The 23,959-nt window shown below is 46.8% G+C and carries 26 protein-coding genes and 4 pseudogenes; 14 read left to right on the top strand and 16 right to left on the bottom strand.

Annotated elements, in window-relative coordinates; translation table 11 throughout:
- The first annotated feature begins 10 nt into the window (after positions 1–10).
- Complete coding sequence (gene grxD / locus AAW31_RS06095) at positions 11–319, top strand: Grx4 family monothiol glutaredoxin (protein ID WP_046849561.1); 309 nt, start codon at positions 11–13, stop codon at positions 317–319.
- A 45-nt stretch (positions 320–364) separates the two neighbouring features.
- On the opposite strand, the gene AAW31_RS06090 is transcribed toward grxD, so the two are convergent.
- The 5 genes and pseudogenes from AAW31_RS06090 to AAW31_RS23060 all read right to left on the bottom strand — a co-directional run bounded on the left by AAW31_RS06090 (position 365) and on the right by AAW31_RS23060 (position 3,334).
- Positions 365–784: a YqaA family protein gene (locus AAW31_RS06090; RefSeq protein WP_046849560.1), complete on the bottom strand. Its 420-nt coding sequence runs from the start codon at positions 782–784 to the stop codon at positions 365–367.
- A gap of 292 nt (positions 785–1,076) precedes the next feature.
- A pseudogene (metE, locus tag AAW31_RS22640) lies at positions 1,077–2,043 on the bottom strand (5-methyltetrahydropteroyltriglutamate--homocysteine S-methyltransferase).
- Positions 1,970–2,437: a hypothetical protein gene (locus tag AAW31_RS22635; RefSeq protein WP_235264586.1), complete on the bottom strand. Its 468-nt coding sequence runs from the start codon at positions 2,435–2,437 to the stop codon at positions 1,970–1,972. Before AAW31_RS22635 ends, metE begins: the two are co-directional and overlap by 74 nt.
- 3 nt (positions 2,438–2,440) lie before the next feature.
- Positions 2,441–3,100 (bottom strand): annotated as a pseudogene (locus tag AAW31_RS22630) (hypothetical protein).
- A gap of 28 nt (positions 3,101–3,128) precedes the next feature.
- Positions 3,129–3,334 (bottom strand): annotated as a pseudogene (locus AAW31_RS23060) (hypothetical protein).
- A 149-nt stretch (positions 3,335–3,483) separates the two neighbouring features.
- Here AAW31_RS23060 and AAW31_RS22625 point away from each other — a divergent pair.
- The 3 genes from AAW31_RS22625 to AAW31_RS22615 all read left to right on the top strand — a co-directional run bounded on the left by AAW31_RS22625 (position 3,484) and on the right by AAW31_RS22615 (position 4,395).
- A complete protein-coding gene (locus AAW31_RS22625; protein ID WP_235264513.1) occupies positions 3,484–3,591 on the top strand; it encodes a LysR family transcriptional regulator in 108 nt (35 codons plus the stop codon).
- Positions 3,592–3,621: 30 nt separating this feature from the next.
- The gene (locus AAW31_RS22620; protein WP_235264512.1) at positions 3,622–4,029 is read left to right on the top strand and encodes a LysR substrate-binding domain-containing protein; all 408 of its coding nucleotides are present in this window, start codon (positions 3,622–3,624) and stop codon (positions 4,027–4,029) included.
- 96 nt (positions 4,030–4,125) lie between these two features.
- Entirely contained in the window at positions 4,126–4,395 is a 270-nt protein-coding gene (locus AAW31_RS22615) for a type 2 periplasmic-binding domain-containing protein (protein WP_235264511.1), read from the top strand.
- A 67-nt stretch (positions 4,396–4,462) separates the two neighbouring features.
- Here AAW31_RS22615 and AAW31_RS06075 read toward each other — a convergent pair whose 3' ends face one another.
- Both AAW31_RS06075 and AAW31_RS06070 read right to left on the bottom strand, forming a co-directional pair.
- Positions 4,463–5,206, bottom strand: a complete 744-nt coding sequence (locus AAW31_RS06075) for a 4-aminobenzoate synthase (protein ID WP_046849559.1) — start codon at positions 5,204–5,206, stop codon at positions 4,463–4,465.
- A 159-nt stretch (positions 5,207–5,365) separates the two neighbouring features.
- Positions 5,366–6,103, bottom strand: a complete 738-nt coding sequence (locus AAW31_RS06070) for an RNA methyltransferase (protein ID WP_046849558.1) — start codon at positions 6,101–6,103, stop codon at positions 5,366–5,368.
- A gap of 48 nt (positions 6,104–6,151) precedes the next feature.
- Here AAW31_RS06070 and AAW31_RS06065 point away from each other — a divergent pair, with 48 nt between their 5' ends.
- The 3 genes and pseudogenes from AAW31_RS06065 to AAW31_RS06055 all read left to right on the top strand — a co-directional run bounded on the left by AAW31_RS06065 (position 6,152) and on the right by AAW31_RS06055 (position 8,556).
- On the top strand, positions 6,152–6,967 hold the full coding sequence (locus tag AAW31_RS06065; RefSeq protein ID WP_046851549.1) for an inositol monophosphatase family protein: 816 nt from the start codon (positions 6,152–6,154) through the stop codon (positions 6,965–6,967).
- A gap of 37 nt (positions 6,968–7,004) precedes the next feature.
- Positions 7,005–7,805: pseudogene (locus AAW31_RS23445) on the top strand (DEAD/DEAH box helicase family protein); the annotation flags it as partial.
- A 295-nt stretch (positions 7,806–8,100) separates the two neighbouring features.
- A complete protein-coding gene (locus AAW31_RS06055; RefSeq protein WP_052752113.1) occupies positions 8,101–8,556 on the top strand; it encodes a restriction endonuclease subunit S domain-containing protein in 456 nt (151 codons plus the stop codon).
- Between the two features lie 10 nt (positions 8,557–8,566).
- Here AAW31_RS06055 and scpB read toward each other — a convergent pair whose 3' ends face one another.
- The 7 genes from scpB to AAW31_RS23440 form a co-directional block, all read right to left on the bottom strand.
- Positions 8,567–9,253: an SMC-Scp complex subunit ScpB gene (gene scpB / locus AAW31_RS06050; RefSeq protein ID WP_046849556.1), complete on the bottom strand. Its 687-nt coding sequence runs from the start codon at positions 9,251–9,253 to the stop codon at positions 8,567–8,569.
- A complete protein-coding gene (locus AAW31_RS06045; protein ID WP_046849555.1) occupies positions 9,219–10,028 on the bottom strand; it encodes a segregation and condensation protein A in 810 nt (269 codons plus the stop codon). The genes scpB and AAW31_RS06045 overlap by 35 nt, the downstream gene beginning before the upstream one ends.
- Positions 10,029–10,279: 251 nt before the next feature.
- The gene (locus tag AAW31_RS06040) at positions 10,280–11,482 is read right to left on the bottom strand and encodes a tryptophan--tRNA ligase (RefSeq protein ID WP_046849554.1); all 1,203 of its coding nucleotides are present in this window, start codon (positions 11,480–11,482) and stop codon (positions 10,280–10,282) included.
- Between the two features lie 103 nt (positions 11,483–11,585).
- On the bottom strand, positions 11,586–12,260 hold the full coding sequence (locus tag AAW31_RS06035) for a site-2 protease family protein (protein WP_046849553.1): 675 nt from the start codon (positions 12,258–12,260) through the stop codon (positions 11,586–11,588).
- Positions 12,253–12,885 (bottom strand): L-threonylcarbamoyladenylate synthase, encoded by a 633-nt coding sequence (locus AAW31_RS06030; RefSeq protein WP_046849552.1) that lies wholly within the window; start codon positions 12,883–12,885, stop codon positions 12,253–12,255. Before AAW31_RS06030 ends, AAW31_RS06035 begins: the two co-directional genes overlap by 8 nt.
- Positions 12,886–12,973: 88 nt before the next feature.
- Positions 12,974–13,828 carry a 3',5'-nucleoside bisphosphate phosphatase gene (locus tag AAW31_RS06025; protein ID WP_046849551.1) on the bottom strand — a complete coding sequence of 285 codons (855 nt, stop codon included), beginning with the start codon at positions 13,826–13,828 and terminating at the stop codon, positions 12,974–12,976.
- A gap of 436 nt (positions 13,829–14,264) precedes the next feature.
- Positions 14,265–14,579: a hypothetical protein gene (locus AAW31_RS23440; protein WP_052752111.1), complete on the bottom strand. Its 315-nt coding sequence runs from the start codon at positions 14,577–14,579 to the stop codon at positions 14,265–14,267.
- Between the two features lie 93 nt (positions 14,580–14,672).
- Between AAW31_RS23440 and AAW31_RS06015 the strand changes: the two genes are divergently transcribed.
- From AAW31_RS06015 to AAW31_RS22600, 7 genes are all read left to right on the top strand, one after another.
- Positions 14,673–15,911 carry an NnrS family protein gene (locus AAW31_RS06015; protein WP_046849550.1) on the top strand — a complete coding sequence of 413 codons (1,239 nt, stop codon included), beginning with the start codon at positions 14,673–14,675 and terminating at the stop codon, positions 15,909–15,911.
- A gap of 18 nt (positions 15,912–15,929) precedes the next feature.
- Positions 15,930–16,379, top strand: a complete 450-nt coding sequence (locus AAW31_RS06010; protein WP_046849549.1) for a GNAT family N-acetyltransferase — start codon at positions 15,930–15,932, stop codon at positions 16,377–16,379.
- Between the two features lie 79 nt (positions 16,380–16,458).
- Positions 16,459–16,923, top strand: coding sequence for a phosphate-starvation-inducible PsiE family protein (locus AAW31_RS06005; RefSeq protein ID WP_235264508.1), 465 nt, complete (start codon positions 16,459–16,461; stop codon positions 16,921–16,923).
- A gap of 301 nt (positions 16,924–17,224) precedes the next feature.
- Positions 17,225–17,524 carry an ion channel gene (locus tag AAW31_RS06000; RefSeq protein ID WP_235264507.1) on the top strand — a complete coding sequence of 100 codons (300 nt, stop codon included), beginning with the start codon at positions 17,225–17,227 and terminating at the stop codon, positions 17,522–17,524.
- 412 nt (positions 17,525–17,936) lie between these two features.
- The gene (locus tag AAW31_RS05995) at positions 17,937–19,172 is read left to right on the top strand and encodes a vanadium-dependent haloperoxidase (protein ID WP_046849546.1); all 1,236 of its coding nucleotides are present in this window, start codon (positions 17,937–17,939) and stop codon (positions 19,170–19,172) included.
- A gap of 341 nt (positions 19,173–19,513) precedes the next feature.
- Complete coding sequence (locus AAW31_RS19635; RefSeq protein WP_235264506.1) at positions 19,514–20,623, top strand: transposase; 1,110 nt, start codon at positions 19,514–19,516, stop codon at positions 20,621–20,623.
- 9 nt (positions 20,624–20,632) lie between these two features.
- Complete coding sequence (locus tag AAW31_RS22600; protein ID WP_235264496.1) at positions 20,633–21,145, top strand: hypothetical protein; 513 nt, start codon at positions 20,633–20,635, stop codon at positions 21,143–21,145.
- 74 nt (positions 21,146–21,219) lie between these two features.
- Here the strand turns inward: AAW31_RS22600 and AAW31_RS05980 are convergent, their stop codons facing one another.
- Positions 21,220–22,623: an MBL fold metallo-hydrolase RNA specificity domain-containing protein gene (locus AAW31_RS05980; RefSeq protein ID WP_046849545.1), complete on the bottom strand. Its 1,404-nt coding sequence runs from the start codon at positions 22,621–22,623 to the stop codon at positions 21,220–21,222.
- Positions 22,624–22,644: 21 nt separating this feature from the next.
- Positions 22,645–23,955, bottom strand: a complete 1,311-nt coding sequence (gene bioA, locus AAW31_RS05975) for an adenosylmethionine--8-amino-7-oxononanoate transaminase (protein ID WP_046849544.1) — start codon at positions 23,953–23,955, stop codon at positions 22,645–22,647.
- Positions 23,956–23,959: the final 4 nt, after the last annotated feature.

The raw sequence follows: 23,959 nt of genomic DNA, 5'->3' as shown, positions 1-23,959 counted from the left end.
ATATCGAGACGTGAATGCTAATGAGGTGATTGAACAGCAAATTACTACTCATCCCGTAGTGCTTTATATGAAAGGTACACCTGATCACCCCCAATGTGGGTTTTCTGCCAATGCAATTAAGATACTCAATGCATGTGGCGTGAAAGATTTATTCTCGGTTGATGTACTCGCTGATCCGGAAATTCGCCAGGGAGTTAAAGAGTATTCTAACTGGCCAACTATTCCGCAGCTTTATATAAACGGTGAGTTTGTCGGCGGTTCAGATATCATGAGCGAGATGTACCAAAATGGAGAGTTAAAGAAATTACTTGAGAAGTAACCAGTTAGATGAGCTAATTATGAGTTAGTCCCCAGCCTCTGGGGATTAACTGATTGCAGTGGCAATGACCCAGTAACGTGCAAATTTTCCTGCCGCAATAAATATCACAGCCCAAAGCCAGTGGATACGCAACCAGCCTGCAGCGACACACAATACATCACCGATCAAGGGTAACCAGGAGAAAAAGAGAATGGGCGCGCCATGCTGGCGTACCCATTCTAATCCACGCGTTTTGTTACCCATTTTGCTACGCATCGCCTTTTCGTCTGGCAATAAACAGCCAATCACATAAGAACTCATTCCACCGAGTGTATTGCCAATTGTGGCAATGCTCAAGGCTGAACTGTAAAGTTCAGGGTAAGCCATGAGTACGCCTGCTAATACCGCTTCTGAGCCACCTGGCAGAAGAGTGGCCGCCAGAAAACTGCTGGTAAACAAGGCCAGCAGACTTGATTGTTCATCCATGTGAGGCTAAAGATCGAGTAATAACTTATTTATATAGTTGAATCTGTTAGAAAGCAGAATAACGATTTGACTGACTAATCCGGAGATTTTCCAGCCAGAGAGGGCAATTATAACTGCTGATGCCTAGCCACTGTACAAACTTTTTCATTACCTGAATCAAGCGTAAGCTTCAAATTGGGTACGGCTTTTCCCATTGATGAGACACTAAGCAGTCATTCCATTGCTCAATCCAACCTGGCTTTGTCGATTTCACTTTGCTGTACCATTGACACTGTCTGTGACCACCTTCGCGTCATGTCTGATTTGGAATTGGAATGAGCTGATTACGCAGGATATGCGCCGCATTGACCATTTTCTTCAATGCAATATAAGTCTCAGCCCAATCCCGGGTTTTCAGTCCGCAATCAGGATTGACCCATAATTGCTAGGGTGGGATATGTCGTAGCGCTTTTTTCAGTATTGTCAGCATCTCATTCGTATCAGGAATGCGTGGAGAGTGAATATCATATACTCCTTGGCCGATCTCATTGGGATAAGCGAATTGCACAAATGCATCCAGCAATTCCATATGGGAACGAGAGGTCTCAATGGTCATGACATCTGCGTCCATTTCGGCAATCGCAGGTAAAATATCGTTAAATTCTGAATAACACATATGGGTATGAATTTGTGTTTGGTCCTTAAAACCTGAACTTGCCACACGAAATGCCTGGACTGCCCACTTTAGGTAGCTGGCCTAAGCTGATTTTTTCAGTGGGAGTCCCTCACGAAAAGCAGGATCATCAATTTGAATGATGCCAATGCCGGTTTGCTCTAAATCTTTTACTTCATCTCGGATGGCAAGAGCAAGCTGCAGCGCTGTTTCAGAATAAGGCTGGTCGTCGCGTACAAATACCACATCAGCATGGTCACCGGACCCGTCAGCATTCTCTTGACCGGTTTGCTGGTTAGGCTCTGGGCATAGCTGATCCAATTAGCTGTCATGGCTTCCGGGCGATAAATATCACCATAGAGAATAGGCGGTTTAACACAGCGCGAACCATAGCTTTGCATCCAGCCATTTTCGGTAAACGCATAACCCCATAGCTGCTCTGCAAAATATTCCACCATATCGTTGCGCTCAGCTTCGCCATGCACGAGCACATCAAGCCCTATTTCTTCCTGTTGCCGATGACATGCTGGATTTCAGCGCGCATGGCCTCCAGATAGTCCAAATGGAAGAGCTCTCCTTTTCTGAAAGCAGCTCTGGCTTTGCGAATCTCGGTTGTTTGGGGGAATGAGCCGATGGTAGTGGTCGGCAGTAGCGGCAACTGAAAATAATGTTGTTGCAAAGATTGTCGTTGCGCAAAGGGAAGATGACGCTGGCACTCGCGCTGTGTTAATTTTTTTTACGCGCTCTTGTACCAGCGGATGATGTATCCGTTTGGATTGCTGTCGTGCCTGTCTCACTTCAACGGACTCTTGCAAAAAGGTTTGGATGGATGCTTTTCCCTGGTTTAGTCCCCGTCCCAGAATGACAATTTCGTTGAGTTTCTGCACTGAGAAAGCCAGCCAGCCTTTAATTTCACCTTCCAGCCGGGTCTCCAGCTGGAGATCGACCGGACAGTGTAATAACGAGCAGGTCGGTGAAATCCATAATTGTCCCCCCAGCAAAGATTATGCTTTTGATTTTGATAGAGTTGCGAATGCCTGGGAGAGATCGGCGCGCCACACGTTGCGCCCATCGATGATACCCAGCGAAAGTACCTTGTTAGTCGGGTAATCAGGAAGAAAGACATCGAGTTGATGTGGTGCGCGACATACATCAATATGCAGACCCTCGACAGGTAAAGCTTTGAGTGTGGCCGCATGTTTATCAATGGCATCAAAATAGGTCGTCAGCAACAATTGGCAGCCGCTTCCGTGTAAGATGGTATAGACTTCACTCAGCTTTTCTAACCAGATGGCTTCCAGCTCAAATGCCAGGCAGGGTTCGTCCATCTGTACCCACTGGACGCCTAATGCTGCTATTCAAGATAGAATATTGCGATAAGCGGGCAGCAAACGGGGCAATAACTCCAGGCGATTAAAACCCACTTCTGTTTCCTTGCCCATAAATAAATACGTCAGCGGCCCGATCAATACCACCTTGGGAGAAATGCCCGATATCTGGGCTTCCTTGATCTCATCAAACAACTGCTCCGAGGTGATCTGAAAATGGGTCTGTCTGTTAAATTCCGGAACGATATAGTGATAGTTGGTATTGAACCACTTGGTCATTTCCATTGCAGATTGATCGGGCGTCCCTCGTGCCATGGAAAAATACAGATCGACCATGGTGCCATGCTGACTCGAATTGAAACGCTCAGGTATTGCACCCATTGGTGGATATATTGAGCATGTGGTCATACAAGGCAAAATCGCCAACTGGTATCAGGTTTAGACCCGCTTCTTTTTGCAGCAGCCAATTTTTTTGCGAATGGCTTTGGCCTGATCTTTTAATTGCTGCACGTCAATCTCCCTTCTCCAGTATGCTTCAAGCGCTTGCTTTAATTCCCGGCGTGCGCCCATGCGTGGAAATCCTAGATTGTGTGTTAAAGCCATAATTACTCTTCTCTTAGGGTATTAAAAAAGCAATCATTGTGTGGCAGATCAAACTGTGAATAAAATGAAAAAATATATTAGAATTATGAATTAGATTCATGCTTGCTTAAGTTGATATGCTCGAATTACGTCATCTTCGAACCTTGACTGCACTCCAGGAAACCGGCAGTTTATCGCTCTCCGCCAAGCGCGTGCATCTTACGCAATCGGCACTTTCCCATTAGATTAAGGCGTAACAGGATTATTATCAGATATTGCTGATTCAACGGCAGGGACACGCTATCCAATTGACCGATGCAGGAGAGCGTCTTGTTCTGTTAGCTGAAAAAGTGATCAAGGAAGTGCAGGCAGCTGAGCGTGATCTCGCCAGAATGACCCAGCGAACAAGCGGAAATTTACGTATAGCGCTGGAATGCCATACCTGTTTTGACTGGTTGATACCAATCATGGATACTTTCCGCAAGCATTGGCCGGAAGTGGAACTGGATCTGGTTTCCGGATTTCATGCTGATCCTATCAAGCTGCTGAAGCGCGAGGAAGCGGATATTGTGACTGGTTCAGAGAACAAACCGCAGCGAGGCATTGTTCACTATCCCTTGTTTCGTTTTGAAATTCTGGCGGTGCTTGCGCCCGGTCATGAGCTGACTAAAAAAGGGTGCTGATGGCGGCCGATTTTGCCGATACCAGCTGATCACTTATCCCGTACCAGAAGAGCGTATTGACCTGATAAGCAAGGTATTGTTGCCTGCAGGCATATCTTGCCAGCGACGCACAGCGGAGCTGGCCGTGGCTATTTTACAATTAGTGGCAAGCCGCCGGGGAATCGCTGCTTGCCCAATTGGGGCATCAAAAGTTATGTCGATCACGATTACGTCATCGCGCGGCGCATTGGCGCCAATGGGCTATGGAGCGATTTATTCATATCGGCACGCGAAGGGGATGCTTCTCTTACCTGCTTGCAGGATTTTGTGACTACCAACCGGGATCAATGCTTTGCTACGTTAGAGGGAGCCATTCCGCTGGAATGAAGGTGGAGAGGAAGACAATGCTCATGATGTCGGGTGGATAGATCACTATCCACCCGGGTAGGCTCAATTAGTGCAGTGTCACAGCCGACTTTTGCTCGCAGATCAGATTCGCGCAATAGGTTTCATGAATACCATCCAGGAACTTCCAGAGGGCGTCGCAGGCTCGCTGAGTCGCCGCGAGCACTTCAGCTTGTTTTTCCGGCGTATCAGCAAAGCGTTCAATGATGGCCCATTCGGCTTGTGAATGGTAGATGTCGGCTTGCTGATGAACCGAGAAGAATGCATAGTCTTTCGGATTGCTCATGCCGTAGAATTTGGCCAGCCCATCAATTTTCACTGCGGCGATATCAGGAACTTGTGACTCAAATGCATGCAGTGCAGCCAGGCCTGCATAAAAAGGCTGATTCAGGCAAATATCACGGAAGGTCGAAACCAGATTTTCTGTTTCAGGCAGAGCAGGGGCATTAGCCAGGCTTTTATCATCCGCACCCAAGGCAAAGGCAAAGGCTTTCCATAAAGCAGGGTGGTTACCGTCACCATGTTCTTCATCAATCAAATTTTTGAGTATTTCCTGACGCACACTGATATCACCGCTATTCGTTTCAGCATGAATATGAGGGGTGTTGAAATGAACCGCACTTAAATAGGTCGGTTCAGCCAGGACATTATAAAAATATTGTTCCGCATAATGGCGCAACTGATCTTTGGTCAATTTGCCTTCGGTCCAAGCCATATAAAAAGGATGTTTTAATAAGTGCTTGCTGCTGATAATGGCATTAACTTTGTGTTTAAAAAGTATATTGGTTGTCATGGTCATTCCTTTTATATTGTAATCAATCAGTGAGTTTGTGAAATAACTGACGATACAGTGTGAATAGTCAGTTAACTTACCATCTCAAAAGGTGGTTGAAGAAGTATCAGTTGCAATCATCGCTAAATAAGCTGGCTAAGTCAATCCAAACAACATGACTTATGTTGAACGATGCTTTTCCAATGCACTGAGTATCCCGCGCAATATGTTGACTTCTTCTTTTTCCAGTTGCGTACGCGCGAACATACGACGCAGCCGTTGCATGAGACGTTTGGGCTGCCTGGGGTCGAGAAACCCGCTGTCGATCATGGCTTGTTCCAGGTGGTGATAAAATAACTCAACCTCGTAGAAGTTAGCAAGCTGATAAGCTGGCTGCTGAGGAGCTATCAGTGTTGTTTCGGTCAACGCCATACGCAGTTCATACGCCATGATTTGCACGGCAGCGGCCAGATTGAGCGAAGAATAATCGGGATTGGTCGGAATATGCACAGTGAGCTGGCACTTGCTGATTTCGGCTGTGGTCAGACCAGAGCTTTCTCTACCAAAAATCAGCGCTACTGGAGCGTTGGATGCATGCTCAAGTAACACCTTTGCGGCCTGCCTCGCATCAAGAATTCGATTGGAGAGATCGCGCGTGCGGGCAGTCATTGCTATGGAAAGCACAGTATCATGCAGCGCTTCTTCCAGGCTGCTCACCACGCTGGCTTGCTCAAGGATGTCCCGCGCGTTGCTGGCACGCACGTTTGCCTCATTATTCGGAAAAGATTTAGGATTGACCAGGCAGAGCGTGCTTAACCCCATTGTTTTCATGGCTCTTGCGGTTGCGCCGATATTGCCGGGATGAGTGGTATGGCTTAATACGATATGGACATTGGCGAGCGGACAGCAGCGATTCATATTAAAATTAACCTTTTCTTAATTCTTTTTATTTCTTGGTCTTATAAAATGCATCCAATGCTAACCATCGCGGTAAAAGCCGCGCGCCGTGCAGGCAGTATTATCAATCAGGCTTCACGGAACCTCGATATTCTGACAGTTTCACGCAAATCGCACAGTGATTTTGTCAGTGAAGTAGATGGTGCGGCTGAAGAAGCCATCATTAAAGTATTGATGGATGCTTATCCTACCCATTCAATTCTAGCAGAAGAAAGCGGTAATCGTGGAGACGCCAAAAAATCAGAATACCAATGGATTATTGATCCGCTGGATGGCACGACTAATTTTCTGCATGGTTTTCCCAAATATGCGGTATCGATTGCATTATTGCATCGAGGGGTGTTATCCCAAGCGGTCGTGTACGACCCCGTCAGCAATGAATTATTTACCGCCAGCCGTGGGCGTGGCGCTTATCTTAACGATCAACGCATCCGCGTCAGTAAGCGCGGTCTGTTGGCTGATTCTTTGATCGGGACGGGTATTCCGTTCCGGGATCTGTCCTTTCTGGAAGCTTACCTCGCCATGTTCAAGGATATCATCCCCAAAACGGCTGGCATCCGTCGTCCTGGTTCCGCTGCGCTTGATCTGGCCTATGTGGCCGCCGGGCGTTATGATGGTTTCTGGGAAATCGGTTTGTCTCCCTGGGATATCGCCGCAGGCTGTCTGCTTATTCTTGAAGCAGGCGGACTGGTCAGCGATCTGGAAGGCAATGAGAATTACCTGAAAAGCGGGCAGATTGTTGCAGGCAATCCCAAGATTTTCGTGCAGTTGCTGCAAATTATTGCACCGCACTTAACACCTCAATTGATTGCGGCTAACAAGTAAGCAGCATTATCGAGCGAAAAAGAAGCGAGAGAGTTGAATCATACATAAAAAGCAACTCTCTGAACGCGATATCTGCACCCAATTCATTACGCCTGCCTTGCAACAGGCAGGGTGGAATATCGCAAGCCAGGTGCGGGAAGAATTTCTGCTGACTAAAGGGCGTATCATTGTGCGTGGTCGCTTGCACACGCGCGCGCAGCACAAGCGGGCTGATTATGTGTTGTTCTACAAGCCCAATATACCGATTGCCGTGATCGAAGCCAAGGACAACAATCACGCCATCGGCGCTGGTAGCAACAGTGACTGAATTATGCCGAGCTGTTGCAGGTGACTTTCATCTTCAGCTCGAATGGTGATGGCTTTTTGTTTCATAACAAAATTACAGCCGATGGCCTTGTCGAACGCGAACTGGGCCTACATGAATTTCCTCGGCCGACATGCTGTGGCAGCAGTGGCTGATGCATAAGGGCATTCATACCCATGGGCGGCAGCATGCTCTGATTACGCAGGATTATTATAGTGACGGCAGCAATAAAACCCCACGTTACTACCAGTTGCTTACCATCAATCGCATCATCGAGGCGATTGCGCAGGGCAAGCAGGGCATTCTGTTGGTCATGGCAACCGGCACCGGTAAAACTTTCACCGCCTTTCAGATCATCTGGCGTTTGTGGAAAGCCAAGGCCAGGAAGCGCATTTTGTTTCTGGCAGATCGTAATATTCTGGTCGGTCAGACTATGACCAATGATTTCAAGCCGTTTGGTGCGGCCATATCAAAATCCAGAAACGGCAGTTGAATAAATCCTATGAAATCTACCTCTCCCTCTACCAAGCCTTAGCAATGAAAACGTCACTGAGCTGCGCAAAGCCATTTTGCAACTTGCAGTCATGGGCAAGCTCGTGCCGCAAGACTCGAATGATCCTCCTGCCAGTGAACTACTCAAAGAAATCCAAGCTGAAAAACAGCAGCTAGTGAAGGAGGAAAGATCAAGGCAGCTAGACCGCTGCCAGCGATTAAGCCAGAGGATGTGCCTTACGAATTACCGGAGGAGTGGAAATGGGTAAGATTTGGAGAAATAACTTATACCCGATTGGGTAAAATGCTCGATAAATAAAGGAATAAAGATATTTTCATGCCGTATCTTAGGAATACCAATGTTCAATGGCATACTTTTGATCTGAACGATATTAAGGAGATGAAGTTTGAGAATGAAGAGCTTGAAGAATTCAGGATCATGCCAGGAGATTTATTGATTTGTGAGGGCGGGGGTCAGGGCGCTGCGCTATCTGGTATGACCAATCAAAGGAAATTTATTTTTCAGAAAGCTATTCATCGTGCAAGACCGCTGAAAGGTATCTTAGCTGAGTATTTGCAAATTTGCTTGGCTACAGATTCAAAATTAGGAAGATTAGATAAGTATTTTACTGGTGCATCAATAAGACGATACCTAACGGGTGACAAGTTAAGCAGATATCTGCTTGCTTCGCCTTCTACTAATGAACAACACCGTGTCGTCGCCAAAGTCGACCAACTCATGGCCTTATGCAATGCGCTGAAAAGCCAAACCGAGGCTTTTTCCAACAAGTAAACTGCGTTACTTAATGTACTGATGGCGCAGATGTGATATTCTGAAGTGAATCTGCTTGCCCGGACTCCAACATTTTCGTCGTCTCTGAATCGGTGGATAGCTCCTGATCCTGAGGTTCAGGTAAGTCAGTAAGTGTCGCCAGCTCATCCAATGCTGGCAATTGTTCAAGTGATTGCAGATTGAGGTCATTGAGAAAGCTCTTTGTCGTGGCGTAGAGAGAAGGTCTGCCGGGCACGTTGCGCTGGCCGACGGCTTCGATCCAGCCGCGTGTTTCCAGAGTTTTCAGGATGTTGCTGGAGACTGCCACACCGCGGATTTCTTCGATATCACCGCGCGTCACAGGTTGGCGGTAGGCGATGATTGCCAAGGTCTCCAGCACTGCGCGTGAGTAGCGCGGAGGTTTCTGCGGGTTGAGCCGGTCGAGGAAGACCTGCATTTCCTGTTTGCTGCGAAAGCGCCAGCCGCCGACGGTATTGACCAGTTCGATGCCGCTGTCACGCCATTTTTCTTGTAATTTTTCGAGTAACGCTTGCAGCAGTTTGCTGCTGACTTCGCCCTCGAACAGTTGCTTCAATTCTGCCAGGGCAAGGGGTTCTTGTGTGGTCAGCAGGGCTGTTTCCAGAATTTTGCTGATGTCAGGCTCGCTGAAGGGGGTGAGTATTTCAGAGGGCAGTAGCGGGTTGGGTTGATTTGACATAAATCGTTGCAAAACTCTCGGATTGTTCGATAGTGACCAGCGTTTCCTTGGCAAGCTCCAGCAAGGCAAGAAAATGGGCGATAATTTCCATGATACTGGTCGTTTGGCTGAATAATTCATCAAAGCGAACGACCTTGCCACCCTGTAATGTGCGCAGGATTTGGCTCATGCAGGCACGTACTGAAATCTGTTCCTGGCCGATATGATGATGGCGGTTGACTTTTGCGCGTTCGAGCAGCGTGAGCCACGCATGGCGTAAATCCTCTGCATTGACGTGAGGGAGCGGCCTGGCTGCCACCTGATCAATGGCTACCTGCACCAGTGCAAAATCGCGATTAGCCTGCGGTAATTCGTCAAGGCGCATGGCGGCCTTTTTCATCTGCTCGTATTCCAGCAGGCGGCGCACCAGTTCAGCACGTGGATCGGCTTCCTCTTCAATTTCTGTGACAGGGGGTGGCAGCAACATGCGTGACTTGATCTCGATCAGCAATGCAGTCATGAGCAGATATTCTGCTGCTAGCTCGAATTGATCGGCACGCATCATTTGCACATACGCCATATACTGCTGGGTCAGCTCTGCCATCGGGATATCGAGGATATCGAGATTGTGCTTGCGAATGAGATAGAGCAATAAATCAAGCGGTCCTTCAAACGTATCGAGAAAAACTTCCAGAGCTTCGGGCGGAATATAAAGATCGCGCGGTATTTCCAATACCGGCTGGCCGCAAACCTTGGCAATGGGAAGCTTATTATCCGTATCGTTCAATATGTTCATGAGCGAAGATAAGTTTTGTCCAGAGGTTGGGCAAACAAAGTTTCTTTCATAGACCTATTGTGCGCCCCAATCGCCGTGCCGGGCGATATGCCATCTCTCCCTCTCTATCTGATAGTGGCTTCGCCAAGACTTGTAAGCTTGTTTTTGCGTTTGTGCATTCCGTCCACCTTGCGTTTTTAAGTCGCTCGCTACGATGGCTTCACCTCCTCTTTGTTTGAAAGAAGAGAAGAGCGCATATCTTCAGGGCTTCCTTAAGCATTATTCAGTCCCATGACTTCCCTGACATCGCGCATGGTATCTTCTGCCAGTTTGCTTGCTTTTTCACAGCCATCCTCAATAATATGCCTGACCAGTGCCGGATCTTCCTCATACATTTTGGCCCGCTCGCAAATAGGGGCCTGCTCAGCCAGAATAGCGTCAATTACGGGCTGTTTGCATTCCAGGCAGCCAATCCCCGCGCTTTTGCAGCCCCACTGCACCCAATTCCTGACCTCGTCGTTGGAATAAACAGTATGAAACGACCACACTGGGCACTTGGCTGGATCGCCCGGATCGCTGCGCCGTATGCGCGCTGGATCTGTCGGCATGGTGCGGATTTTTTTCACGATGCTGTCAGCGTCTTCACGCAAACTGATGGTGTTATTATAGGATTTGGACATTTTCTGACCATCCAGCCCTGGCATTCTTGATGCTTGCGTAAGGAGGGTCTGGGGCTCCGACAGGATCACTCTGCCGCCTCCTTCCAGATAGCCGAATAAGCGCTCACGGTCACCCATACTGAGATTTTGCTGCTCATTCAGCAAGGATCTGGCTTCTTCCAGCGCACTTTCATCGCCCTGTTCCTGAAAGCGAGTGCGTAATTCGCTATAGAGCCTGGATTTTTTGGAGCCAAGCTTTTTGATGGCCAGTTGTGCCTTTTCTTCAAAACCAGGTTCTTTACCAAAAATATGATTAAAGCGACGCGAGATTTCACGGGTGAACTCGAGATGGGGTGCCTGATCTTCACCGACAGGAACCAGGTTAGCGCGATAAATGAGAATATCTGCGCTTTGCAGCAGAGGATACCCCAGGAAGCCATAGGTACTCAAATCTTTTTCGGTCAATTTTTCCTGTTGGTCTTTATAGGTGGGAACGCGTTCCAGCCATCCGAGCGGTGTAATCATCGAAAGCAACAGATAGAGTTCAGCATGGGCGGGCACCTTTGACTGAATGAACAGGGTGGCGTGCGCAGGATCGACGCCTGCAGCCAGCCAGTCAATAATCATGTCCCAAGTATGCTGCTCGATGAGTTCGGGTGAGTCGTAGTGAGTAGTCAACGCATGCCAGTCAGCCACGAAAAACAAACATTCGTATTGCTGCTGCAAGGTGACCCAATTTTTCAACACACCATGATAGTGCCCTAAATGTAGATTACCGGTCGGGCGCATTCCTGATAAAACGCGATCAGCAAACATGCTACAAATCCTAAATTAATACAAGGTTAGTCGGAGATAAAATAAGCGCATCTACATGTTATTGATTGATAAAAGGCACACCCTTTGGCTTTTCATGGCCTGATCAGATATACAATCCAAATACCGAAACAATGAACTGCTTCATAAGGAGAATAAATGGCAAGATAATCGCACCTAGCATGCCAGTCATTAACAATAATAATAGAATCATAAACCCATAAGGCTCAATCTTCGAGAATTGGTAAGCAAGACGATGCGGCAGTAAACTGACCGCCATACGTCCACCATCCAGTGGTGGTATGGGCAAGAGATTCAATACCATCAGAACGAGGTTGATTTCAATTCCGGCCATACCCATGAGAATCATTGGTTTAGCATAAATGTTTTCTGGAAAAGCCAATCCAAGCTTTATGATCAACGCCCAGCAACAAGCCATGAAAAGATTAGCGCCGGGTCCCGCTGCTGCTACCCACAGCATGTCGCGCTTAGGGTGCCGTAACTGACTGAAATTAACGGGTACCGGTTTGGCCCAACCAAACAGAAAGCCTGTGCCCATAGTCACTTTGCTGATGATAAATAGCGTCAGTGGCACGATAATGGTTCCTATCGGATCGATATGCTTAATTGGATTGAGTGTGATGCGTCCCTCCATGTACGCGGTCAAATCGCCATAGTGTTTGGCCACATAACCATGCGCCGCTTCATGTAAGGTAATAGCAAAAATAACTGGGAGTGCGTAAAGGGCGATCCCTAGAATGATACTATCTAAGTTATCCATGTGCTATCCCAAATGGTGCAAGACTGCCTTTTCCTGTACGAATTATTTCAGGCACATCACTGGTTAAGTCAATGACGGTGGTCATCTCTACACCACAAGAGCCAGCATCAATCACCAAGTCTACCTGATTTTCCAGGCGTTGCCGGATTTCCTCGGCATCATTTAGCGGTAGCTCATCCCCAGGCAAGATCAGCGTGGAGCTCAACAACGGCTCATCCAATTCTGCCAGTAGGCCGTGGGCTATCGGATGCTGCGGAATACGCAGGCCGATGGTGTGACGTTTGGGGTGCTGCAAGCGGCGGGGTACTTCACGACTAGCTTTAAGTATGAAGGTGTAACTACCCGGTGTATTCGCCTTGAGTAAGCGGTATTGAATATTGTCTACTTTGGCGTAGGTCGAAATTTCTGCCAGATCCCGGCAGACTAATGTGAAATGATGATGCTCATCAACTTGCCTTATGGTCCGGATACGTTCCATGGCATCCTTGTTACCGATCTGACAACCGAGTGCATAGCACGAATCTGTCGGATAAGCGATAATACCGCCTTCACGCAGAATCGTAACAGCTTGTCGTAACAATCTTAGTTGAGGGTTTTGTGGGTGAATAGAAAAAAATTGTGCCATGATTTAGTGAGATCCAACTCTTTTGTTTTTTTGATGTTTTAATGTTTTGATGCTTTATTGTAATGTAGTGCGGGCTTAGTTCGGTCACTCAGTGACGATTTATTTTTTGCTCAATATTCCAATCGTGCCAGATGGGAATACATCCAGCTGGTAATGGCGGTAATTGGCCAAGATCAAAATAGCTTTCGCCTGGTCCATGATAATCAGAACCACATGAAGCCAATAAATTCATTTGTTGGGCATGATGTGCAAACAGTTTTATCTGATCGGGTGTATGGCTGGGTGAGATAATTTCCAAACCTACCCCACCACGATCACGAAATTCGTGTAACAATGCATCGAGAACGTTCTTACCTAATTGGTAGCGCGCTGGGTGGGCGATGACTGCCTGGCCACCACTACCGTGTATCCAGCTGATTGCGTCATTTAAGGCTGCCCACTGGTGAGGAGCATAACCTGGTTTACCCTTTATCAGATATTTCTTGAACACTGATCGAACATCTTTAGCATATCCTTTTTCCACAAGAAAGCGGGCAAAATGGGTACGACCAATCAATCGTCCTCCGGCATAAGTATGGGCTCCTTCGAGACTGCCATGAATGCCACAACGCTCCAGTTGAATGGCAATGTTACGCGCACGCTCTTCTCGTCCTGCTCGAATCGATGCTAAACCTTGCACCAATGGAGGATATTCGGGATCGATTCTGAGGCCAATAATATGCAAGGTTCTATTTTGCCATGTGACAGAGATTTCCACGCCGTTAATAAGTATGATATTTTTCTCACGCGCTGCAATACGAGCTTCCGCCAGCCCTGTTACGTCATCATGATCAGTTAACGCAAGGACGTTGACGCCTCGTAAAACGGCATGCTCTACCAGGCGAGCAGGCGTCAAAAGACCATCTGAAACTGTAGAGTGGCAATGCAAATCAATATTAAGCATTAATAAATAAGGTACACAAGTTCTTTACATAAATAATGAGCACATCATAGCAAATATGTAGCATGATAAAAACGATAAGAGAGAAAGGCTGATATAACTTAAAGGTTATTCTTGGATGTTACGCAGCTTTTAACTTTTGCAACTGCGCATAAGCCTGTTGGGTTGCGTTGATAGATAGCTTCGCCCGCAGGACGAAATGGTTGGCCTTATGCTTGGATTTTCAAACATTCCAGTTTAAATACGGCGTAAATGGACATAAACACGTGGTTCCATTGCGTGATTACCGTCCGGGTTGGCGACTTTGCCAGTGCGGCGTTGGATTTCAACGACTTGTGAAACGCTTCGACTTTCCACCGTTTTTCATAGATCGCCGCGACTTGCCCACCCATCTCGAATGCCACCGGGATCAATACCTCATCATTGTAATATAGCGCATTCAACTGGCTGATGACCTTGACCGTCCGCCCTTTGCAATAATCATAATGCCAGCAAACAATCTCGTTCTCGTCTGTCCAGGCTTTCTCTGCACCGACTCATCAAAAATCAGATAGTCTTCTTCCTGCTCGATTTGCCGCACTACTGACTTCACTTCCTGCCAGTTCCGGGATGTGTATTTTCGTTCTGACAAAAACCGGGTCACTTGATTATGACTCATCTCTCCGTCTAACATGGGCGATAATTCGGTCGCCGTTGCGTAGCCGGTAGTACTAATCAAATAATCCGTATATAAATTTGGATACTTTGTTTTCATCCCGGAAATGATACGCTATCAGCGTGGAGCTGCGTAACATCAGTTATTCATCTATAGAAAAACAGAGATTAAATTAAATGACAAGGAAAATATATGAATAAACAAGCGACTATTTGGCATTATCTGTCTGAAGCACCTCATCGCAGCTTGTTTCTGGTAGGTACATTGCAGGGCGTATTTACCCTCTTATGGTGGATGCTTGATCTGATGGGGCGCTATGGTGTAATTGGCAATGCACCCATATTGAATCTGGCGCCAATCTGGGCGCATGCTTTCTTGATGGTGTATGGATTTTTTCCTTTCTTCATTTTTGGTTTTTTATTTACTACCTTCCCAAATTGGATGAATGGGGAAAAAATCAAGCCGCGCTATTATCTGGCAACGTGCATCTTTATGGCTGGGGGCATGGCTCTGTTCTATGCTGGCTTGTATATCAGTAAAACTCTACTGGTAGCCGGCATCGCAACGATGCTGACAGGATGGGGGATTGCGATTATAGCGCTGTTACGGGTCTTGTTGCAGACACAGGCGCAAGATAAGCGCCATGCACGAGTGGCTAGTGTCGCATTGATCTTTGGCTGGCTGGGTATGGTTGCTTATCTTGTGTGGCTTCTGACTGATCATTCGTTATTTCTTGATTTTTCACGTCAGGCAGGCATCTGGTTTTTCCTGTTGCCGATCCTGTTAACTGTTTCGCACCGCATGATTCCATTTTTCTCTAGCCGGGTGCTGGAAAACTATGTGATTGTCAGACCCTATGCATTACTCTGGTTGATGCTTGTTTGTACAGCGGGTCATGGTTTGTTGCAGCTCATAGGGATGCCGCAATATGTATGGTGCATGGATCTGCCATTGGCTGGGTGTGCCTTCTACTTGTCATGGGCCTGGGGATTGTTTCGCAGCTTCAGTGTCAGCCTGCTGGCGGTGCTGCATATCTCATTTGCCTGGCTGTCCGTAGCGATGTTGCTATTTACAGCGCAGAGCCTGATGATGTGGTTGAGCGTGGGGGAGCGTATCTGGTTTGGTCTTGCACCCCTTCATGCGCTGGTAATTGGTTATTTTGCCAGTATGGTGTTGGGCATGGCTTCTCGTGTGACGTTAGGACACTCAGGTCGTCCACTGGTATTGGATCATTTTACTTGGCTGCTCTTTCTTGGTTTTCAGATCACTACCTTGTTCAGAATACTGCCTGACCTCATACCGGCTGCTTCTGCTCTTGCGTCGATGCTTTATCTATTTGCAGCAGCGGTATGGCTTATTTGTTTTACGCTATGGGCAGCACGCTTCGCACCTATCTATTGGCGGCCAAGGGTAGATGGCAAACCAGGTTAATTAAAGAGAGAATAATCAATGAAATGGCAGCAAGATGAATTCGCAGTGACGGATAATCGAAAAGACTTGGACATAGAAATGATCCATGATTTTTTATGCAAAGTATCTTATTGGGCAAAGCATATCCCTAGATCAACCGTAGAAAAATCAGTCAATCATTCGCTTTGCTTCGGCTTGTATCACAATGGGAAACAGATCGGTTTTGCGCGCGCCATTACGGATTGCGCTACCTTTGCCTATTTAGCTGACGTGTTTGTTGTGCCAGATTATAGAGGGCGTGGCCTCGGCAAATGGCTGATTTCTTGTATTCTTCTGCATCCTGAATTGCAGGGACTACGCCGTTGGATGCTGGCAACGCTAGATGCACATGGTCTGTATGAACAAAATGGTTTTGTAAAATTGCAAAATCCAGAATGGTTCTTGGAAATTCATAATCCTCACATATATACGCAAAGTAATGCACCTTAACGTTCAGTCTGATGCTTTGCATTAAACTACTTTCTATGTCAAATAAAATCTTGGAAACGAATACGAAAGAATGAGAGAGATGTTATCAAGATGGCGCTTGATGATAGACCGGTGGTCGACTCAAACGTTTTACCAACGTTTCGAGAGCATAGTAGCGCTCATACTTACATTTATGATTACGCTTGTAATTATGGTGGCCCTTTTCCGTTTATTCATTGGAGTGGTTGGCGGGTTGGTGTTTGGTGCATTGAATCCGCTTGAGTATACAGTTTTTCAAACCGTTTTTGGCCAGATTATGACATTATTGATTGCGCTGGAATTCAATCATACGCTGCAATACGTCGTTACCCGCCAGCAAAGCATCATCCAAACGAAGGTCGTGTTGCTGATTGCCTTGCTTGCGCTGGCTCGCAAATTCATCATTCTGGATCTCAAAACTACTTCGGCAGAGGCATTGTTTGGTTTGGCTGCCATTACTCTGGCTGTTGGTATCACTTATTGGTTGATGCGTGAACGTGATGATCGTATTTCTCAGCAAGACTGAAAAGAAGTAGGTGCTTCGCTTCAATCAAATGCTTTGCGTTGACTGCGAGTTGTGATGAGGATGAGATTGATGAGCGAGTGTGGGAATAGACACCAATTATGGATGAATGTCATGCATGTTTTTTAATTTTAGCGTAGCTGAGAAGGTGTTAGGGCCGCAGCCATATGGATGAACATGTTCGCCATTTCGTTGTTTTGCTGATATCCGCAATCATTGTGGCGTTCTGCGTGATACTTCATTATGAAGCTTTACGTTGTCTTGGACGTGCTGTGGGAGCGCATGTACACAGGCGTAGTAGTGTGTGTTGGTAGTAATGTTTGGCTTGCTGGTAGCGCATATACCAGACATATGGATCTTCGCTTTTGGATTCATGATTGCCCATCGTAGTGCTGAGTATGGTCATATAAGGGGCATAGATAATGGTGATATTATCATTATCGACTACATTTATTACTCGTCTGTGGTATACACAATTGTTGGTTTTGGAGATTTAGTGTCTGTTGGCGCGATAAGGATGCTCACTGCTGCGGAGGGTCTGGTTGGTCTGGCAATGATTACCTGGTCTGTTTCTTTTACTTTTATTGCCATGCAGCGTTTCTGACCTTACTCCTTGGCAGAGCTTCACAAAAAACCAGACAATGAGACCTGAAATTGGCCTTGCTGAGATTCAAATTACAGGATGCGAGGGGGTAGTTTGAATTATTAGAAAAAGGGGGTTGCTGGACGAATAGGTTTAATATTCTTGTTTCTTTTATCGTCAATAGAGCTGCTTAGCAGGCGTGTGAGGTGCTGCCAGCGGCAGACTTGTACTTAATGAGTAGGCGGTCGATCGTTAGATAGACCGATGATAAGCTAGATTACCTTCTCTAAGCCATTCTTAGCGAATAAAAGACAATCTCGTGAGCTTGTTGAGAAGCTTGTAACTGTAACCAGCCTGGTTGAATTAAGGACCATATGCTTTAGTATTTACACAATTTTAAGGTTTTGTATTGGATTAGAAAATGAGGATCAGTATGAAAAATAGCATCACGTGCCAACAGATAGCATTATTGATGGCTGTCATTTCGTTATTTTCAATTTCGCGCGTACAAGCAGATGCAGTAACTGAATGGAACCAGCTGGCTGGTGATATCGTTATTAATGGCAATGTCGGACCTTTGCCCGCTGAGCGGATACTAGCAATGGTGCAGGCGGCTGTCTATGAAGCGACTAATGCAATCACTCAGCGGTATCCAGTAAGTGATCTGAAGCTAACAGCTGCCCCAGGAGCTTCAGTTGAGGCTGCGGTGGCCGCTGTGAACCATGCGATTTTGTCAAGGTTCGTGCCATCCCAACAAGCTGTAATTGAGAAAGCCTATGAGGCTGCGCTTGAAGTGATTGCTGGGGGGCGATCAAAAACAGCGGGTATTGCTATAGGCGAGAAAGCGGCAGCGGAGATTCTAACTTTGCGTGCGCATGATGGCGCAGCTACGTTAGAAACTTATCGCCCACATACAAGTCCAGGTGTGTATGTGCCAACCATTATTCCAGAAGCCCCGCAATGGACACAACGTAAACCTTGGCTGATGACGGGCCCTGCTCAGTTTCGTCCGGGACCACCCCCTGCATTGGGGAGCGAATTATGGGCACACGACTACAATGAGATCAAAGCGCTCGGTCGTAAGGATAGTCAGCAGCGTACTACTCAACAGACCGAAGTTGCCCGTTTTTGGGAAGAAGTTATGCCGCCGATTTATCACGCTATCGTACGCTCAGTGGCGAATGATCATGAAAGGAACATTACGCAGAACGCGCGCTTGTTTGCGACAGTCACGCAAGCATCGGATGATGCGTTGATAGCTGTATTTGATGCTAAATATCATTATGGTTTCTGGCGACCCATCACTGCAATTCGCAACGGGGATATCGATGATAATGATGCAACAGAAAGAGACTCATCCTGGCTCCCTTTCATTGATACTCCTATGCATCCCGAGTATCCTTGCGCGCATTGTATTGTGGCTGCGGCTGTGGGTACTGTGTTGCAAGCGGAAATCGGGGAAGGTCCTATGCCATTATTGACTACAACCAGTCATGCCGCAGGAGATGCGGTGCGAAGCTGGACAAGCATCGAAGATTTGATGCAGGAAGTGATCAATGCACGCATTTATGATGGTGTGCACTATCGTAACTCAGGTATGGTGGGTGCAGCGATGGGTAAGCAAATAGGCAATTTGGCAGTTAAAAAATATCAACTTCTCTCTGAGTAAAGAAGCTGAACCTTAATGAATTTGATATGGCCGATCAGTTTGAAAGTGTCTGAACTAAGCAAGACCGTACCATTGTTCAAGTGGAATGTTTACACGGCATTCAAGTCGTCTTATCGGTTAGGTACTACACATCAGGATGTTGATTGATGCGTTCCCATAGTCCAAGTTCAGCTCTTTACAATTAATTGAAGTAGGAAGCCTTCATCTACGGTTGGCATGAATAAATACCGGGTATTTGATTACGTGAGTGTAATTGATCCTATTTTCCTCAGTTGAACCTATAAAAACAACCGAAAACGTAGTACTGTCAAGGCTTTATGGCTGAATAAAGGAGTCACCCAATGGGTGAAAAGGATTTTGAGGAAAAAGGAGCGGCAAAGGCGGTAAGTAACGCCGTGCAGGAGATGGAGCAATCTGCAGAGGAGATGTGTTTGTCGACTCCTGGTGGTCGATTTCACGTGCGCTGGGATGAAAACGGAAGTGCCACAGCCATGGGTCAGTTGGCATTTTTTTCTGAATTCCTGGAAGTTACCGGCTTATTTGCCCGTTGGGTAGAAGGATGCCCGCTTTCTTACACGAGTCCTAATGCGCCTGCTGTGGTTGATTTACTGGGTACCTGGTTGCTCTCCATTCTTGATGGGCAGCGACGCTATGCCCACATCGCCGGGCTACCAGGAGACGAAGTGGCTCCTGAGATACTTGGCATGGGCAAGATTGTCAGCGATGAGAGCTTGCGTCGCGCGCTGAGTGCGCTTGCGCCAGGTTTACCCAAACGTTGCGATGAATCGCAACGTGCTGTCTGCCTGGCTCAACTGATGAAGAGTACGATCTGGATGGATACAGCGCTCAGCGAGAGTACTCGTGAGGCCTTGAATACTGCCTGGATTCTTGACGCTGATAGCAGCGTCAAGCTGTTATATGGCCGTCAAACAGGTGCTGAGATCGGCTACAATCCTAGCAAGCCGGGACGGCCAAGCCACACCTTGCATACGTATTGGATTAGCAATGTTCGTCTGGTGCTTGATGTTGAAGTGCAAAGCGGTAAATCTCATGCTGCCAAACATAGCCTACCCCGTCTGCGGCAGTTAATCGAAGACTTGGCTCTTGAAAAGCGTCCTGCGTTGGTGCGTGGCGACAGTGCTTTTGGCAATGAAGGCGTGATGGCTGGAATGGAACAGATTAATCAGCGTTATCTGTTCAAACTGCGCCAGACTGCTGGAATTAAACGTTTGATCGAGCGGAAATGGCAGCAAAACCAGTGGCAGCCTGTGGGGCAAGGCTTTAACGCAGTAGAGGATCAAATCCAATTGGCAGGCTGGAGTCGCGCGCGGCGGATAGTGGTGCTGCGGCGTCAAGTCAAAAACAATCTGGCAGTCGAAATGAATGCTGATACTCAACAGGGAACCCTGCACTTCGTTGACCATCTAGATAAGATCAAAGTATGGGAATAGGCTGTTTTAGTGACCAGTGCTGATTATTCATTGGAAGCCTTTGGTCAATGGTATCGGGATCGGGCAGATTGCGAGAATGGCTTTGATGAGTTGAAAAACCAATGGGGTTGGGGTGGCTATACCACTCATGACCTGGAGCGCTGTAACCTCTCAGCACGAGCAGTCGCGCTCATTTATAACTGGTGGAGCGGGTATGTTCGCCTGGCACACCCCAAAACACATCTGGAAGCAATTACCAGTCGCCCTTTACTACTAAATGGGGTTGCTCGTCTGACTCGACATGCAGGTCAATCTCGACTATTGCTTACATTAACTCATGAGGCGGGTGATCAAATCAAAACAATGATCAGCAGTATCCGTAAGGGTTTTGATTTCATTCTAGCAAATGCGCCTCAGTTGCCAAAAGTGGAACGTTGGCCTACCTTGGTACGCTACATTATCGACAAAATCTTTGCAGCCGGACCAAAAAATCCACCAGTTCTCGATTTGCCAACCTTTCATTTGGCTTCCAATTCGGGTTAAAAGAGGAATGTAGGTTGATAGCTCATCGGCGGTTTAATGTATATTTCTGGAATTTGGCATTTTAGCTTGTGGTTTTAAAGTAGAATCGAGGTTAATCGTTGTGGTACGGTGGCGTGCCATGTGAGCTTTTGTTCGATAGCGCTCGCTAAGGCCGCAGCATTGCCCGGTTCGCCATGAACAATAAAAGTTTTTTCTGGCGCTTGGTTGAAGTGACTTAGCCAGTTTAGTAAGCCTGCTTGATCCGCGTGCGCAGAAAGACCTCCAATAGTATAGATATCCGCGCGGACAGGTAACTCTTCACCGAAGAGACGTATTTGCTTTACCCCGTCAACCAATCTGCGCCCCAGTGTTCCCGCTGCTTGAAAACCCGTGATGAGTATGGTGCATTCAGGTCTGGGAAGATTATAATTGAGATGATATTTGATACGTCCCGCTTCACACATGCCACTAGCCGAAATGATGATGGCGCCTTGCTGTATTGTGTTGAGTGTGATCGAATCTTCCACTTCTTGGACGAAATTTATTTTTAATTGATGGCCACTATTGTTGAACCACTGCAGTGTTTCGGTTGCTTCTTTGTCCAGTAAATGGATATGCTGAAGAGTAATACCTGTAGCTGCCAGTGCCATGGGGGAATCTACATAGATATTCATTTCTCCGAGCCTGCCTTGACGGTGGAGATCTACTAGTAGAAAGAGTAATTCCTGTGTGCGTCCTACAGCAAAAGCAGGCACGATGATATTGCCGCCTTTGCGGTGCAGTGTGTCATTAATGGCATGTACCAGCTCATCAATGGTATCCGGCATAGTTCTGTGAAGGCGATTACCATAGGTTGATTCTATTAGCAGGATATCGGTCTGTTGAATGGGCGTTGGATCACGCACGATAGGATGGCCAGGCTGCCCCAGATCACCTGAAAATACCAGCTTCTTCTGTTTTTTGCCAGATTCTACCCATAGCTCAATAATGGCGGAACCCAATATGTGGCCTGCATCACGGAATCGACAACGTACTGTTGGGTGGGGGGGGATTTCTGCATCATAGTTCACACTACGCAATTGCCTAAGAAAAGCTTCTGCCTGCGCTACTGTATAAAGTGGGGCTTCCTCGTAACCGGAGAGTTGGCGCTTACGTCGTTTAGATTTGTTGTGCCATTCAACCTCTTTTTCCTGAATATAAGCACTATCTTTGAGCATGACTTTGAGCAAGTCGACAGTCGCTTCAGTGGCAAAGACTGGACCTCTGAATCCCCAAGAACTGAGGCGTGGCAAGAGGCCGGAGTGATCAATGTGAGCATGGGTGAGCAAAACGAAATCAATCTGTTCTGGATCAAAATTGAAAGCAGCTCTATTCTTGTGATCTGCCTCACGCCCTCCTTGGAACATGCCACAATCAACCAGAAAACGTGTATGGCTTGTTTCGATCAAATAGCTTGAGCCAGTGACTTCACTGACACCGCCTAGAAAGGTAAGTTGCATACGGTAGTTGCCTTTTTTAGTTCAAAATGTATCCAGAATGAGTGCAACATTTTTTACCAGCCATGTCATTTCATCCTCATTGATGATATATGGCGGCATAAAGTATACGGTATTGCCGAGTGGCCGCAGTAATAGTTGTTTGTCGAGAGCCTTTTTAAAAAAAGTATTCGTAAAGTCAGGATCATCCGTAATTACTTCGAATGCCCAAATCATGCCGCAGTTGCGGAAGTTTTTTACTCTTGGGTGAGATTGCAATGATTGCGTTAATTGGTTGAGATAGCTCGCTTTGGCACGATTGGATGCAATAATGTTGTTTTGCTCGAATAGATCGAGTGTTGCCAGAGCTGCGCGACACGCCAGAGCATTACCTGAATGAGAATGTGAATGCAGAAAAGCCTGTGAAGTCTTATCATGATAAAAAGCCTGGAATGTATTCGGCGAGGTTAAAACGACCGAAAGCGGCAAATAACCGCCACTTAATCCTTTGGATAAACATAAAAAATCCGGGGTGATGCTGGCTTGCTCGCAAGCGAACATTGTTCCTGTCCGACCAAATCCAACCGCAATTTCGTCAGCAATTAAATGTACCTGATATTTATCACAAATTTCTCGGGCGCGTTTGAGGTAAGCGGGATGATACATGGCCATTCCTGCAGCCCCTTGAATAAGTGGCTCAAGAATCAGCGCTGCAGTGTGTGCATGATGTTCAGCTAGATAGTTTTCCAGCTCATTAGCGACTCTTAAAGCATAATCTTTGGGGGATTCTCCTGGCAAGGCATTGCGCCAGTCTGGCGAAGGCATATGCTGGGTATGTCGCAGTAATGGCGCATAGATTTGTTTAAAAAGGGCAACATCGGTCACTGCAAGCGCCCCCAGAGTTTCGCCATGATAGCCATTTTGCAGGCTAATAAAGTCAGTTTTTTGGGTCAAGCCGCATTGTTGCCAATAATGAAAACTCATTTTCAAGGCAATCTCAGTAGCCGAGGCCCCATCACTGGCATAAAAGCAATGCCCCAGGTCTCCTGGGGATAATTTACTTAAGCGCTCTGATAGCAATACCACCGGTTCATGGGTGAAACCAGCCAGCATGACATGTTCAAGTTTGCTGAGTTGATCATTCAGCGCGCTATTAATATAGGGATGGCAATGACCAAACAGATTGACCCACCATGAGCTGATCGCATCGAGATAACGATTGCCATCGGAATCATATAGCCAGACTCCTTGTCCTTTTATAATAGATATAGGTGGAAGGTTTTCATGCTGCTTCATTTGGGTGCAGGGGTGCCAAACAGCTTGCTGACTACGATCTGATAAATTTTTATTACTCATTGAC

The organism is Nitrosomonas communis (assembly GCF_001007935.1).
GTDB classification, from domain to species: Bacteria; Pseudomonadota; Gammaproteobacteria; order Burkholderiales; family Nitrosomonadaceae; genus Nitrosomonas; species Nitrosomonas communis.
The sequence above is the reverse complement of the archived record's forward strand: the minus strand, read 5'-3'. Positions and strand labels throughout refer to the sequence as shown.

Coding starts and splice junctions, on each gene's coding strand:
- AAW31_RS06005 (WP_235264508.1), top strand. CDS start 16,459: ATGTTATCAAGATGGCGCTTGATGATAGACCGGTGGTCGACTCAAACG.
- AAW31_RS06040 (WP_046849554.1), bottom strand. CDS start 11,482: ATGTTTGCTGATCGCGTTTTATCAGGAATGCGCCCGACCGGTAATCTA.
- AAW31_RS05980 (WP_046849545.1), bottom strand. CDS start 22,623: ATGCAACTTACCTTTCTAGGCGGTGTCAGTGAAGTCACTGGCTCAAGC.
- AAW31_RS06025 (WP_046849551.1), bottom strand. CDS start 13,828: ATGCTTAATATTGATTTGCATTGCCACTCTACAGTTTCAGATGGTCTT.
- AAW31_RS06030 (WP_046849552.1), bottom strand. CDS start 12,885: ATGGCACAATTTTTTTCTATTCACCCACAAAACCCTCAACTAAGATTG.
- AAW31_RS06090 (WP_046849560.1), bottom strand. CDS start 784: ATGGATGAACAATCAAGTCTGCTGGCCTTGTTTACCAGCAGTTTTCTG.
- AAW31_RS06015 (WP_046849550.1), top strand. CDS start 14,673: ATGAATAAACAAGCGACTATTTGGCATTATCTGTCTGAAGCACCTCAT.
- AAW31_RS06070 (WP_046849558.1), bottom strand. CDS start 6,103: ATGAATCGCTGCTGTCCGCTCGCCAATGTCCATATCGTATTAAGCCAT.
- AAW31_RS06035 (WP_046849553.1), bottom strand. CDS start 12,260: ATGGATAACTTAGATAGTATCATTCTAGGGATCGCCCTTTACGCACTC.
- bioA (WP_046849544.1), bottom strand. CDS start 23,955: ATGAGTAATAAAAATTTATCAGATCGTAGTCAGCAAGCTGTTTGGCAC.
- AAW31_RS05995 (WP_046849546.1), top strand. CDS start 17,937: ATGAAAAATAGCATCACGTGCCAACAGATAGCATTATTGATGGCTGTC.
- AAW31_RS06055 (WP_052752113.1), top strand. CDS start 8,101: ATGCCGTATCTTAGGAATACCAATGTTCAATGGCATACTTTTGATCTG.
- AAW31_RS06065 (WP_046851549.1), top strand. CDS start 6,152: ATGCATCCAATGCTAACCATCGCGGTAAAAGCCGCGCGCCGTGCAGGC.
- AAW31_RS22625 (WP_235264513.1), top strand. CDS start 3,484: ATGCTCGAATTACGTCATCTTCGAACCTTGACTGCACTCCAGGAAACC.
- AAW31_RS06045 (WP_046849555.1), bottom strand. CDS start 10,028: ATGAACATATTGAACGATACGGATAATAAGCTTCCCATTGCCAAGGTT.
- AAW31_RS23440 (WP_052752111.1), bottom strand. CDS start 14,579: ATGAAAACAAAGTATCCAAATTTATATACGGATTATTTGATTAGTACT.
- AAW31_RS06075 (WP_046849559.1), bottom strand. CDS start 5,206: ATGACAACCAATATACTTTTTAAACACAAAGTTAATGCCATTATCAGC.
- AAW31_RS19635 (WP_235264506.1), top strand. CDS start 19,514: ATGGGTGAAAAGGATTTTGAGGAAAAAGGAGCGGCAAAGGCGGTAAGT.
- scpB (WP_046849556.1), bottom strand. CDS start 9,253: ATGTCAAATCAACCCAACCCGCTACTGCCCTCTGAAATACTCACCCCC.
- AAW31_RS06010 (WP_046849549.1), top strand. CDS start 15,930: ATGAAATGGCAGCAAGATGAATTCGCAGTGACGGATAATCGAAAAGAC.